This window comes from Pantoea sp. B566, from assembly GCF_024793925.1.
GTDB classification, from domain to species: Bacteria; Pseudomonadota; Gammaproteobacteria; order Enterobacterales; family Enterobacteriaceae; genus Pantoea; species Pantoea ananatis.
Genome location: NZ_JANUQL010000003.1, coordinates 514106 through 526669, shown reverse-complemented (window position 1 = coordinate 526669; position 12564 = coordinate 514106). Strand labels below are relative to the sequence as shown.

The 12564-nt window shown below is 55.8% G+C and carries 13 protein-coding genes; 10 read left to right on the top strand and 3 right to left on the bottom strand.

The features are described 5' to 3' along the window. Positions 1-219: 219 nt before the first annotated feature. Complete coding sequence (gene pspF, locus NYE92_RS04160) at positions 220-1233, bottom strand: phage shock protein operon transcriptional activator (protein ID WP_015700227.1); 1014 nt, start codon at positions 1231-1233, stop codon at positions 220-222. A gap of 162 nt (positions 1234-1395) precedes the next feature. Between pspF and pspA the strand changes: the two genes are divergently transcribed. The 7 genes from pspA to tyrR all read left to right on the top strand — a co-directional run bounded on the left by pspA (position 1396) and on the right by tyrR (position 7239). Next, positions 1396-2061, top strand: coding sequence for a phage shock protein PspA (pspA, locus tag NYE92_RS04155; RefSeq protein WP_014605758.1), 666 nt, complete (start codon positions 1396-1398; stop codon positions 2059-2061). Positions 2062-2098: 37 nt separating this feature from the next. Further along, a complete protein-coding gene (gene pspB / locus NYE92_RS04150) occupies positions 2099-2326 on the top strand; it encodes an envelope stress response membrane protein PspB (protein ID WP_013025903.1) in 228 nt (75 codons plus the stop codon). Next, a complete protein-coding gene (pspC, locus tag NYE92_RS04145) occupies positions 2323-2673 on the top strand; it encodes an envelope stress response membrane protein PspC (protein WP_014593793.1) in 351 nt (116 codons plus the stop codon). The genes pspB and pspC overlap by 4 nt, the downstream gene beginning before the upstream one ends. Before the next feature lie 57 nt (positions 2674-2730). Beyond that, positions 2731-2979, top strand: coding sequence for a phage shock protein PspD (pspD, locus tag NYE92_RS04140; protein ID WP_014605759.1), 249 nt, complete (start codon positions 2731-2733; stop codon positions 2977-2979). Further along, positions 2960-4357 carry a YcjX family protein gene (locus NYE92_RS04135; protein WP_028715187.1) on the top strand — a complete coding sequence of 466 codons (1398 nt, stop codon included), beginning with the start codon at positions 2960-2962 and terminating at the stop codon, positions 4355-4357. Before pspD ends, NYE92_RS04135 begins: the two co-directional genes overlap by 20 nt. Further along, entirely contained in the window at positions 4354-5421 is a 1068-nt protein-coding gene (locus NYE92_RS04130) for a YcjF family protein (RefSeq protein ID WP_013025899.1), read from the top strand. The genes NYE92_RS04135 and NYE92_RS04130 overlap by 4 nt, the downstream gene beginning before the upstream one ends. A 252-nt stretch (positions 5422-5673) precedes the next feature. After that, entirely contained in the window at positions 5674-7239 is a 1566-nt protein-coding gene (gene tyrR, locus NYE92_RS04125) for a transcriptional regulator TyrR (RefSeq protein WP_024471800.1), read from the top strand. 37 nt (positions 7240-7276) lie between these two features. On the opposite strand, the gene tpx is transcribed toward tyrR, so the two are convergent. Further along, complete coding sequence (tpx, locus tag NYE92_RS04120) at positions 7277-7780, bottom strand: thiol peroxidase (protein ID WP_029568818.1); 504 nt, start codon at positions 7778-7780, stop codon at positions 7277-7279. A 150-nt stretch (positions 7781-7930) separates the two neighbouring features. Here tpx and ycjG point away from each other — a divergent pair, with 150 nt between their 5' ends. Continuing rightward, positions 7931-8914 (top strand): L-Ala-D/L-Glu epimerase, encoded by a 984-nt coding sequence (gene ycjG, locus NYE92_RS04115; protein ID WP_210451557.1) that lies wholly within the window; start codon positions 7931-7933, stop codon positions 8912-8914. On the opposite strand, the gene mpaA is transcribed toward ycjG, so the two are convergent. Beyond that, positions 8865-9596, bottom strand: coding sequence for a murein tripeptide amidase MpaA (gene mpaA, locus NYE92_RS04110; protein ID WP_029568816.1), 732 nt, complete (start codon positions 9594-9596; stop codon positions 8865-8867). The genes ycjG and mpaA overlap by 50 nt on opposite strands. 152 nt (positions 9597-9748) lie before the next feature. Here mpaA and NYE92_RS04105 point away from each other — a divergent pair, with 152 nt between their 5' ends. Beyond that, positions 9749-11368 (top strand): ABC transporter substrate-binding protein, encoded by a 1620-nt coding sequence (locus tag NYE92_RS04105; protein WP_014605763.1) that lies wholly within the window; start codon positions 9749-9751, stop codon positions 11366-11368. Positions 11369-11485: 117 nt separating this feature from the next. Further along, positions 11486-12469, top strand: coding sequence for a zinc transporter ZntB (zntB, locus tag NYE92_RS04100; protein ID WP_013025892.1), 984 nt, complete (start codon positions 11486-11488; stop codon positions 12467-12469). The last annotated feature ends 95 nt before the right edge of the window (positions 12470-12564 follow it).

The following is a 12564-nucleotide window of genomic DNA, read 5'->3' as shown; positions in this document are numbered from 1 at the left end:
AGGAATGATTATTATTCAGTTGCGCTTCGACGGTGGCTCTACCGAAGAAGAGCACGACATTGCTCACATTGCTTCCAGTTGCCCGCTTCGGCGGGCCCTTTTTTAGGCTCCCGCCCGCTTTCTGTCTCACCCTCTTGTCTCAGTCGTATCGAAGAATCGCCCACGGCAAATGCCGCAGAAAAACAATGCCTTGCCACGTATCGGAACCGGCCAGATCCTTTATGCTTGTCCGTCTCGCGCCTGAATCCCGTGCTTTTTCATCATCGCTCTGAGCTGGTGGTAGGTCACACCCAGTAAGCTGGCGGCACGACGTTGATTGTACTTCGCCTGTTGTAAGCTGATTTCTACCACATCGTACTCCTGCTGATTCTGCCACTGACGCAGGTCAAGCGGTAAAGAAGGCAGGGCCGATGCCGCGTCCGGCACGTGGGCAGGCGGCGGGGCATCTTCGGGGGCGGTGCGTCGTTCAAACGGGTTGATAATGATGTTATCCAGAGGTTCATCGCTGGTGTTATGGCGATAGACCGACCGCTCAACGACGTTTTTTAGCTCACGCACGTTACCCGGCCACGGGTGTTCCAGTAAGGTTTGCTGAGCCTGCTGAGTAAAACCGGGAAACAGGGGCAAGGTCAACTCCCGGCACATCTGGATGGCGAAATGGTCCGCCATCACCAGAATATCGCTACGGCGCTCGCGGAGCGGCGGCAGTTGAACCACATCGAACGCCAGACGATCGAGCAGATCGGCACGAAACTTCCCGGCGGCGGCCAGCGCGGGCAGGTCTTCATTGGTGGCGCAAATCAGGCGCACATTCACCTGAAAAACGTGATTCCCGCCTACGCGTTCAAGCTGACCGTATTCAATAACCCGCAGGAGTTTTTCCTGAACCAGCATCGGGGCGGTTGCCAGCTCATCAAGGAACAGCGTGCCGCCGTCTGCCCGTTCAAAACGGCCCAGGTGACGCTTTTGCGCGCCGGTAAAGGCGCCTGCCTCATGTCCAAACAGCTCCGAATCCAGCAGGTTTTCATTCAGCGCGGCACAGTTGAGCGAGATAAAAGGGCCCTGCCAGCGATCGGACAGATAGTGCAGACGACTGGCGATCAGCTCTTTACCGGTACCGCGTTCGCCCACGACCAAAACCGGTTTTTCCAGCGGTGCGAGTTTCGATACCTGCTCCAGCACTTCCAGAAAGTTGTTCGATTCGCCCAGCAGGTTATCGTTGTTAGGAGACATGATGAATTTCGCCACTGATTAATCAATTTAACTATCTTAGAACAGATAAAAGAAACTGCAAAGCCAGCAATACAATAAAAATCAATAAGATAAAAGTTGGCACGCATCTTGAATTAACCCGTACAGCAAGTTGAAACTATGACAATCAAGAGGAACATCATTATGGGTATTTTTTCGCGTTTCGCTGACATCGTTAATGCCAACATTAATTCCCTGCTGGAGCGTGCAGAAGATCCGCAGAAGCTGGTGCGCCTGATGATTCAGGAAATGGAAGATACGCTGGTTGAAGTCCGCTCCACCTCTGCGCGCGCCCTGGCAGAGAAGAAACAGCTGGCACGGCGGATTGAGCAGGCAGAGCTTCAGCAGGCCGAATGGCAGGACAAGGCTGAACTGGCTCTGCGTAAAGACAAAGAGGATCTGGCCCGCTCCGCGCTGATCGAAAAACAGAAACTCACCGATCTGATCGCCACCCTGAAACAGGAAGTTGACCAGGTTGAAGAGACGCTGGCTCGCATGAAAGGCGAAATCACCGAGCTGGAGAAAAAGCTGAGCGAAACCCGCGCACGCCAGCAGGCTCTTACGCTGCGCCACCAGGCGGCATCGTCTTCACGCGACGTCCGCCGTCAGCTGGACGGCGGTAAAATTGATGAAGCGATGGCGCGTTTTGAATCCTTTGAGCGTCGCATCGATCACATGGAAGCAGAAGCAGAGAGCCACGGTTTTGGCAAACCGAAAACACTGGATCAGCAGTTTACCGATCTGAAAGCGGATGACGAAATCAGTCAGCAACTGAACGCGCTGAAAGCCAAAATGAATCGCAGCGAATAAGACGCCGCTTTCTGCTGGACAGGATTAAGGAGAGTCAATGAGCGCATTATTTTTAGCCATTCCATTAACGATATTTGTGCTGTTTGTGGCACCCGTCTGGCTATGGCTACACTACAGTAACAAACGCAACGGGGGCACCGATCTGTCGCAGAGTCAGATGCAGCGCTTGCAACAGGTAACCAAAGATGCCCAGCGCATGCGGGAGCGCATTGAAGCGCTTGAAGCCATCCTCGATGCTGAACATCCTAACTGGAGGCAGCCATGATGAAAGGCCGCAAGTTATGGCGGAAGCCTGACGAAGGGAAGCTGATGGGCGTGTGTGCCGGTTTAGCCGAATACCTTGACGTTCCGGTACGACTGCTTCGCATCATTGTCGTCTTGTCACTGTTCTTTGGTCTGTTTGTGTTTACCGTGATCGCCTATTTCGTGTTGGGTTTTGTGCTGGACGTTAAACCGGCCGGCGTGGATAACGGGGAATACGCGCCCAGCGCCGGTGAACTGCTGGACCAACTGGAAACGACACTGCAACAGGATGAGCGTAATGTTCGGGATATTGAACGTTACGTCACCTCTGAAACCTTCAGCGTGCGCAGTCGTTTCCGTCAGATTTAATCGTTGTTCTGCAGCGGGCCAGTGTCTGGCCCGTTTGTGAACCGTTTGGAGGAAGTGATGACTGTTTCACGCACTGCGGCTTTTCGTCATCGTGCAACACCTGCGTTGAAGTCCGCCGCTAAATTTATCATTATCAATGCGATAACTTATGGTCCTGCGGGCGTGACCGGCTGGGCGGTGAAATCGGTGGCGCGTCGTCCGTTGCGTATTCTGTTAGGACTGGCGCTTGAGCCACTGCTGAAACGCGTGATGAACACTGTGGCATCACGCTTCATCAAGGAGAAAGATGAAAAGACTGCAAACTGAATTGCTGGCATTGATGAACCGCGGCGTCGATCGCCATCTTCGTCTGGCGGTAACCGGATTAAGCCGCAGTGGTAAAACGGCCTTCATTACCTCGCTGGTTAACCAGCTCCTGTCTGTTCACAGCGGTGCCCGGCTGCCGCTGTTTTCCGTGGTGCGCGATGAGCGCCTGCTGGGCGTGAAACGCGTCCCCCAGCGGGACATGGGCACGGCGCGTTTTACCTACGATGAGGGGCTGGCGCAGCTTTACAACACACCGCCCGCCTGGCCAACCCCGACGCGAGGCGTGAGTGAAATGCGCCTGGCACTGCGTTATCGCCCCAACGATTCGTTACTCCGCCATCTCAAAGACACCGCCACGCTCTATCTTGAAATCGTCGATTACCCGGGTGAGTGGCTGCTCGATCTGCCTATGCTGGCACAGGATTATCTGACCTGGTCGCGGCAGATGAACGGCTTATTACAGGGCGATCGCGCCAACTGGGCCGCGCCATGGCGTGCACTGAGTCAAACGCTTGATCCTTTTGCTCCGGCGGATGAGAACCGCCTGGCCGACATCGCTGCGGCCTGGACTGACTACCTGCATCAGTGTAAAGCGGAAGGGCTGCACTTCATTCAGCCGGGACGTTTTGTTCTGCCTGGCGATATGGCCGGTGCGCCAGCGCTACAGTTTTTTCCCTGGCCAGCTGACGATGAAGCTCAGGCGGCGAAGCTGGCGCAGGCCGATAAAGGCAGTAACTTTGCCATGCTGCAGCAGCGATTCAATTACTACTGCCAGCATGTCGTAAAAAACTTCTATAAAAATCATTTTCTGCGCTTTGATCGCCAGATCGTGCTGGTGGACTGCCTGCAACCGCTCAACAGCGGGCCGCAGGCGTTTAATGATATGCGGCTGGCATTAACGCAACTGATGCAGAGCTTTCATTATGGGCAGCGTACGCTGTTCCGACGACTGTTTTCACCCGTCATCGATAAGCTGTTATTTGCTGCGACCAAAGCCGATCACATCACCAGCGACCAGCACGGCAATATGGTCTCTCTGCTGCAGCAGCTTGTGCAGGACGCCTGGCAAAACGCCGCGTTCGAAGGCATCAGCATGGACTGTATTGGCCTGGCCTCGGTTCAGGCCACACAAAGCGGGCTGGTCGATCACCGTGGCGAAAAAATCCCGGCACTTCGCGGTCATCGCCTGCAGGATGGCGAGGCATTAACCGTTTATCCGGGTGACGTTCCGCCCCGGCTACCGGGCAGCGCGTTCTGGCAGCAGCAAGGCTTTCAGTTTGAGCAGTTTCGCCCACAGCAGCTGGATATCGATCGCCCACTGCCGCATATCCGCATGGATGCGGCGCTGGAATTTTTACTGGGAGATAAATTGCGATGAGCGATCCGTTAAAACCGCGTATCGATTTTGCCCACCCGCTGGAGGATAAGCCCGAAAGTGTGCTGCGGCCTGCTCAAACGTTTGAAGACGATGCCCAGGCCGCTTTTTTGGCTGTGCAAGACAGCGACGCGACGGTTGAAGAAGAAAGCGCAGGGGAAAGAGCCGTCGAGGCTGCGCTGAAACCTAAACGCAGCCTGTGGCGCAAAATGGTGGGCGCAGGCCTGGCGCTGTTTGGCGTCAGTGTTGTGGCGCAGGGCGTGCAGTGGAGCCACAATGCCTGGCTGGCGCAGGACTGGTTTGCGCTGGGCAGCGGCGTCGCCGGCGGACTGATTGTTCTGGCCGGTGTGGGCGCGCTGACCCAGGAATGGCGCCGCTTATATCAACTGCGGCAGCGTGCGGAAGAGCGCGATCGGGGCCGGGAACTGCTCAACAGCCACGGCGTGGGCCAGGGGCGGGCTTTTTGTGAAAAACTGGCGCGTCAGGCCGAACTGGATCAGGCTCATCCAGCGCTGCAACGCTGGCATGCCTCGCTTCACGAAACCCACAATGATGGTGAAACGGTCCGGCTCTATGCCCAACTGGTGCAGCCGGTTCTTGATCGCCAGGCCCGGCGGGAAATCAGCCGCCATGCTGCCGAATCGGCGCTGATGATCGCCGTCAGCCCGTTGGCACTGGTCGATATGGCCTTTATCGCCTGGCGTAACCTGCGGCTGGTCAACCGCATTGCGGCCATTTACGGTATTGAGCTGGGCTATTTTAGTCGACTGCGCCTGTTCCGACTGGTGCTGCTTAACATGGCGTTTGCCGGGGCCTCAGAGCTGGTGCGCGAGGTCGGAATGGACTGGATGTCGCAGGACATCGCGGCCCGCCTGTCGACGCGTGCCGCGCAGGGCATTGGTGCGGGGCTGCTCACCGCCCGGCTGGGTATCAAAGCGATGGAGCTGTGTCGGCCTTTACCCTGGCTGGAAAATGATAAACCTCGTCTCGGCGATTACCGCCGGGAGCTGTTAGGGCAGTTGAAAGACGCGCTACAAAAGGGCGGGAATAAACATCCACAAAACTGACTTTAGATGGGGGCTGTTATTTAACGTCCCCTGTTTAGCGCGCCAAATCTGCGGGGGACCGTTCCGGGATACTGGGAAGATTAACTGCGAAAGACGTCGAAAACTCAACGTGTTATGGCGCGCCGCGCGCGACGGACGTTTAAAAAAAACGCGCTTGCGTTAACGCTGTCAACTTTTCCTGACAGCCCCCTTTCTGCGGACGGGCTGTTTAGCGTATTATCGCGACATATCAAACGGATTAAGGCCCACGCAATGCGTTTAGAAGTGTTTTGTCAGGACCGTATCGGACTGGCGCGTGAATTGCTCGACCTGTTGGTGGCGCGCAGTATCGATCTCCGCGGCATTGAAGTCGCCGCCTCAGGCCGTATCTATCTCAATTTCTCCACGCTTGAATTCGAACAGTTCAGTAATCTGATGGCGGAAATCCGTCGTACACCCGGCGTCACCGATGTCCGCACGGTCCCCTATATGCCGTCTGAACGTGAACATCGGGTACTCAGCGCCTTGCTGGTTGCCATGCCAGAGCCGGTATTTTCGGTCGATTTGAGAACGAAGGTTGAGCTGGCGAACCCGGCGGCGCAAAACCTGTTTAATCTTGATGAAAACAAGATCCGCAATTTTACCGCCGACCACCTGATTAACGGTTTTAATTTTGCGCGCTGGCTGGAGAGCGAACGCGTTCAGGCGCAGGCGCAACATGTGGTGATAGAAGGGCGCGACTTCCTGATGGAAGCACACCCGATTTACCTGTCAGAGGACAACGACCAGGCCGACCAGCTCGTCGGCGCAATGGTGATGCTGAAGTCTACTGCCCGTATGGGGCGACAACTGCAGAACCTGGTGGTGACCGATGAAACCGAGTTCGATCATATTGTCGCTGTTACGCCCAGGATGCGGCAGGTCGTGGAACAGGCGCGCAAGCTCGCGATGCACGATGCACCGCTGCTGATTATCGGCGACACCGGCACGGGCAAAGACATGCTGGCGCGGGCCTGTCATTTACGCAGCGCACGCGGAAAGATGCCCTTTCTGGCGCTTAACTGTGCATCGCTGCCGGATGACGTAGCGGAAAGTGAGCTTTTTGGTCACGCAGCCGGGGCCTATCCCAATGCGCTGGAGGGCAAAAAAGGCTTTTTCGAACAGGCAAACGGTGGCTCGGTGCTGCTGGATGAAATTGGCGAGATGTCACCCACCATGCAGACGAAGCTGCTGCGTTTTCTCAACGATGGCACCTTCCGCCGCGTCGGTGAGGAGCATGAGGTACACGTGAATGTCCGCGTGATCTGCGCCACCCAGAAGAACCTGTTTGAGCTGGTTCAGCGCGGCGAGTTCAGGGAAGACCTTTTCTATCGCCTGAATGTGCTTACGCTGAATCTGCCGCCGCTGCGCGAGCGCGTTCAGGACATTATGCCGCTGACGGAAATGTTCGTGGCGCGTTTCGCCGATGAACAGGGCATTCCACGGCCGCGTCTTTCCTCACAGCTGAATGCTTTTCTGATGCGCTATAACTGGCCCGGAAACGTGCGGCAGCTTAAAAATGCCTTGTATCGTGCATTAACCCAGTTGGAAGGCCATGAGTTACGGCCGCAGGATATCGTCTTGCCGGAACAGGCGCTGGATGTGTCACTGGGGGAAGAAGCGATGGAAGGCACGCTGGATCAGATCACCAGCCGCTTTGAACGATCTATTTTGACGCGGTTATATTTGTCTTATCCGAGCACGCGCAAACTGGCAAAACGACTGGGGGTTTCCCATACCGCCATTGCCAATAAACTGCGGGAGTACGGTCTGGGGCAGAAGCGCGGCGACAACGAATAAAACGCAGCGGATAAGTCTGGCTTATCCGCTGTGGCCATTATTTCAGCGCAGCGAGTGCGGCATCATAATCGGGTTCAGTGGTGATCTCATTCACCAACTGGCTGTAAAGCACTTTGTCATGCTCATCCAGTACGATAACGGCACGGGCCGTCAGACCCTGAAGGGCACCATCAGCAATTTCCACGCCAAAATCTTTTTTGAATTCCCCGCCGCGCAGCGTTGACAGCGTAACCACGTTGTTGAGGTTGTCTGCGCCACAAAAACGCGATTGAGCAAAGGGCAGGTCGGCGGAAATACATAACACCACCGTGTTATTCAGTTCGCCCGCTAACTGGTTAAACTTGCGCACCGAAGAGGCGCACACGCCGGTATCGACGCTGGGAAAAATATTCAGAATCTTGCGTTTTCCTGCATACTCAGAGAGTGAAACGTTAGACAGGTTTTTCGCCACGAGGGTAAAAGCGTTAACGCTATCGCCCGGCTGCGGGAAATGACCTGCAACTGCTACAGGGTTGCCCTGAAAGTGAACAGTCTGAGACATAAGAATTCCTTCTAATGATGTTATCTGACAGAAAAGAAAGCGTCAGTACAGGTATAGCCATTGTTTATGACATAAATTTTAAGGGTTTACGAGAGCATTTGTTGCCTAAAGTTAAATGGCGATGATGAATCCCAGAGAAAAGGAGAGGTAATGAGAACGGTAAAATGTTATCCCGAAGCATGGCCGCTGCATACGCCGTTTGTCATTGCTCGTGGCAGTCGCACCGAAGCCAAGGTCGTTGTCGTCGAAATCGAAGAAGAGGGCGTGAAAGGGATCGGCGAGGCCACGCCTTACACGCGCTACGGCGAAAGCGAAGCCCTGGTGCTGGAACAAATTGCGACCGTTATGCCTCAACTGCAGCAAGGGCTGTCGCGTGAAGCCTTGCAGAGCCTGTTGCCTGCCGGTGCGGCAAGAAACGCCATCGACAGTGCTCTCTGGGACCTTGCCGCTCGCCAGCAGCATGTGACGCTGGAGCAGTTAGTGGGCGCGGAACCGACCCAGTCTGTTGTGACTGCACACACGGTGAGCATCGATACGCCGGAAGCGATGGCCAGCAGCGCGCAGGCGTTGTGGCAACATGGCGCAACCCTGCTCAAAATCAAAATGGACAATAACTTTATTACCGAGCGCCTGATGGCGATTCGCGCTGCTGTTCCCGACGCGACATTACTTGTGGATGCGAATGAATCCTGGCATGCCGAAGGGCTGGCAGCCCGTTGCCAGCTGTTAGCCGATCTGGACGTGGCCATGCTGGAACAGCCGTTACCGGCAGGTGAAGACGCGGCGCTGGCGAACTTTATCCATCCTCTTCCGATCTGCGCCGATGAAAGCTGCCACACGCGGGAAAGCCTGCCTGACCTCCGTGGACGCTATGAGATGGTGAATATCAAGCTTGATAAAGCGGGCGGACTCACTGAAGCGCTTGCCCTGGCACATGCTGCGCTGCAGCAGGGTTTTACGCTGATGTCCGGCTGTATGATCTGTACCTCAAGAGCGATTCGCGCGGCGCTGCCGCTGGTGCCGCTGGTGCGTTTTGCCGATCTCGATGGCGCAACGTGGCTGGCCGTGGATGTTGAACCGGCGCTTAAGGTACATGACGGGGCGTTAATGACGGCTGCCAGCGCAGCAGAGTAAGCATCGTCTCCAGATACGTCTCTGTGGCTTCGTCCACCGAGATAGCCGGCATCTCGGCAGTGACGCAGGGCAGACTCAGGTCGTGGCACCAACTGCCAAAGGAGCCCGGCGTGGCATAGCCCACGCTGCTCACCCGCGGTAATTGGGTCTGGGCCGCCAGCCAGGCGCCTACGTCTGTCTGTTCGGGGTCATCAATACAGGCCAGAGGCTCGTGCCACGAGACGACCCAGGCCGGTTTAAGCTGATGAATGAGCGCGCACAGCGCCTGGGTTTCCGGCTCCGATGCCGGATGTGTCCCCGTTGACAGCTTAACGTCCCGCGCGTCTGCCGCGCTGTTCCAGCGGTAAACCGTTTCGCCCGACTGCCAGTTGGCGGCCGGAAAGTTTCGGTTCAGATCCACGCCATTCGCATTGGCACGCAGGCCCAGTTGACAGCCGTCGGGGTTCATCGCCAACACCACATGATGCCGACGCTGTGCCTCCGGCAAGGTCCGCAGCGCAGCGGAAAGGGCGGCTATCGCCGCGTTTTCATCACCGTGAGTGCCGGCCAGAATCAGGCCACTTTCGCCGTCCGCCTGCACGGCGGGAAACCAGAGTAGCGGGGCGCCCAGAAAAGAGCGGCCATACTGCTGCCAGGAAATAGCCAGTTTGCCGCGCAGCGGTCGCGGATGAATGGATGACATAATGACGTTCTCCTGAGTTTATTTAAAAGTAGCGGAAAAGCCGGGCGGGGAAAATAGCTATTTATCAATCAGCAATTTGCGATAAAGTGGCCGTTAACAGGCTGAGTCAGTAATGCGCTGATCCAGCGCGTCTTTATTGCAAAGGGGTGATAATGGTAATCCGCTTTTCATTAACGCTAACGGCCCTGAGCCTGCTTAACGCGTTTGTGCCCGCGTTGGCCGCCGAGGTTCCTGCCGGTGCACAGCTCGCCGCGAAACAAGAGATTGTCCGCCATATCAAAGATGAACCCGCTTCCCTCGATCCGGCCAAAGCCGTGGGCCTGCCTGAAATCCAGGTGATGCGCGATTTGTATGAAGGGCTGACCAGTCAGGATGCCCACGGCAAAATTGTGCCCGGTGTCGCGCAGAGCTGGAGCAGCAGTGACAATAAGGTCTGGATACTTACTTTACGTAATAATGCCCGTTGGTCTGATGGCAAACCGGTGACCGCGCAGGATTTTGTATACAGCTGGCAGCGCGTTGTCGATCCTAAAACCTCATCGCCTCAGGCCTCCTTTATCGCACTGAGCGGCATGAGCAACGCGGGCGCGATTACCAAAGGCGAAATGACACCGGATAAGCTGGGCGTCACCGCCCTGGACAAGAATCGCCTGAAGATTACGCTGACCCGTCCGGTTCCCTGGTTTCCTGCGATGCTCTCTAACGTCGCGTTTTATCCAGTACCGCAGGGCGTGGTTGAAAACGCAGGTGCAGACTGGACCCAGCCAGGCAAACTGGTGGGCAATGGGGCTTATCAACTCAGCCAACGCGTCGTGAATGAAAAAATCGTTCTGGTGCGCAATCCCCATTACTGGGACAACGCCCACTCCGTTTTAACCAAAGTGACCTTTGTGCCCATCAACGAAGAATCGAGCGCAACTAAGCGCTACCGCGCTAACGATGTGGATATCACCGAATCTTTCCCCAAAAACATGTACGCGCTGCTGAAGAAAACGCTGCCCGGCCAGGTTTATACGCCGGATCAGCTCGGCACCTACTATTACGCGTTTAATACCCAGAAAGGGCCAACGGCCGACGTACGCGTGCGCAAGGCGCTGTCGTGGAGTATCGATCGCGCCGTTATCGCCGAAAAAGTCCTGGGCACAGGGGAAAAACCGGCATGGCATTTTACCCCTGACGTCACGGCCGGGTTCACACCGCTGCCCGCCCTACAGCAACAGCACAATCAAAAAGAGATGGATGCGCAGGCAAGAGCCCTGTTGGCAGCCGCAGGTTACAGCCCCGCTAAGCCGTTAAAGCTGACGTTGCTGTACAACACTTCTGAAAGCCATCAGAAAATCGCGATTGCGGTGGCGTCGATGTGGAAGAAAAACCTTGGTGTGGATGTGAAGCTGGAAAACCAGGAGTGGAAAACCTATATAGACAGCCGAAACAGTGGCAACTTTGACGTTATCCGCGCCTCCTGGGTAGGGGATTACAACGAACCCTCGACGTTCCTGAATCTGCTCACCTCAGGCAACAGCAGCAACATTCCACGCTTCAGTAATGCCGAATACGATGCCGTCATTGCCAAGGCAAGTATGGAAACCAGCGATAAGGCGCGCAATGCGGATTATAACCGGGCAGAGCAGATTATCGCTGACCAGGTCCCAATCGCGCCCCTTTATCAGTACACCAATGGTCGCCTGATCAAGCCGTGGGTCAAAGGTTACCCGATTACTAACCCCGAAGACGTTGCCTACAGCCGGGAATTGTGGATTGAGAAACACTAAGTCACAGCGGCCTGACATCAGGCCGTCTTTTGACATCTTTGTACACAGGCTCAGGATTGCAACTCAACAGCGCCACGCTAGACTGTATCGTATTGATTTTGATAGCGGGGTAACAGTGTGGACGGTGTAAAAGGAAAAGCGCTTCAGGTGACAGATGCCATTATTTCCTGCCAGTTGGATGGCAAGGGTGGCATGATCCCCATTGATGAAACGCAGGTGCTGCACGACGAGCATCCCTGCTGGTTGCATCTTAATTATACCCATCCCCGCAGCGCCGAATGGCTGCAGTCTACGCCTCAAATTCCGGATGCCGTGCGCGATGCGCTGGCTGGTGAAAGCATGCGTCCCCGTGTTTCCCGGCTGGGGGACGGTTTTATGATTGTCCTGCGCAGCGTCAACCATAACAGCGATGCACGTCCTGACCAGCTGGTGGCAATGCGGGTGTTCATTAACGATCAGCTCATTGTCTCCACCCGCCGACGCAAAGTGTTTGCCGTAGATGAAGTGCTGACCGATCTCGAAAACGGCAACGGTCCGGTGAACTGTGGCAGCTGGCTGGTTGAAGTCTGCGATGCCTTAACCGGGCACACCAGCGAATTTATCGAAGACCTACACGATAAAATCATTGAGCTGGAAGATGCCTTACTTGATCAACGTATTCCGCCGCGGGGTGAGCTGGGACTGTTACGCAAACAGCTGATCGTAATGCGCCGTTATATGGCACCGCAGCGCGATGTCTTCTCGCGCCTGGCGAGTGAAAAATTGCCGTGGATGGACGATAGCGAGCGCCGCCGTATGCAGGAAATTGCTGACAGACTGGGCCGCGGCCTCGACGATCTGGACGCGGGCGTAGCCAGAACCGCCGTGCTGGCAGACGAAGTGGCCTCGGTCATGGCGGAATCCATGAACCGCCGAACCTACACGATGTCGCTTATGGCCATGATCTTTCTGCCAGCGACCTTTTTGACTGGCCTGTTTGGCGTCAATCTGGGCGGGATCCCCGGCGGCGCATGGCGCTATGGCTTTAGCGTCTTTTGTCTTTTACTCGTGGTACTGGCGTTAGGCGTGGCTGGTTATCTGCGCAAGAGACGCTGGCTGTAAGGCATGGGAGAGGAGCAGGGCGTCAGTCAGGAAAATTCCATTAACAGGACTAAAGCTGATCGACGTCAATATCTGCCAGACGCAAACCGCGCAAA

Coding starts and splice junctions, on each gene's coding strand:
- tpx (WP_029568818.1), bottom strand. CDS start 7,780: ATGTCTCAGACTGTTCACTTTCAGGGCAACCCTGTAGCAGTTGCAGGT.
- pspD (WP_014605759.1), top strand. CDS start 2,731: ATGACTGTTTCACGCACTGCGGCTTTTCGTCATCGTGCAACACCTGCG.
- pspF (WP_015700227.1), bottom strand. CDS start 1,233: ATGTCTCCTAACAACGATAACCTGCTGGGCGAATCGAACAACTTTCTG.
- pspC (WP_014593793.1), top strand. CDS start 2,323: ATGATGAAAGGCCGCAAGTTATGGCGGAAGCCTGACGAAGGGAAGCTG.
- pspA (WP_014605758.1), top strand. CDS start 1,396: ATGGGTATTTTTTCGCGTTTCGCTGACATCGTTAATGCCAACATTAAT.
- mpaA (WP_029568816.1), bottom strand. CDS start 9,596: ATGTCATCCATTCATCCGCGACCGCTGCGCGGCAAACTGGCTATTTCC.
- NYE92_RS04130 (WP_013025899.1), top strand. CDS start 4,354: ATGAGCGATCCGTTAAAACCGCGTATCGATTTTGCCCACCCGCTGGAG.
- ycjG (WP_210451557.1), top strand. CDS start 7,931: ATGAGAACGGTAAAATGTTATCCCGAAGCATGGCCGCTGCATACGCCG.
- NYE92_RS04135 (WP_028715187.1), top strand. CDS start 2,960: ATGAAAAGACTGCAAACTGAATTGCTGGCATTGATGAACCGCGGCGTC.
- pspB (WP_013025903.1), top strand. CDS start 2,099: ATGAGCGCATTATTTTTAGCCATTCCATTAACGATATTTGTGCTGTTT.
- NYE92_RS04105 (WP_014605763.1), top strand. CDS start 9,749: ATGGTAATCCGCTTTTCATTAACGCTAACGGCCCTGAGCCTGCTTAAC.
- tyrR (WP_024471800.1), top strand. CDS start 5,674: ATGCGTTTAGAAGTGTTTTGTCAGGACCGTATCGGACTGGCGCGTGAA.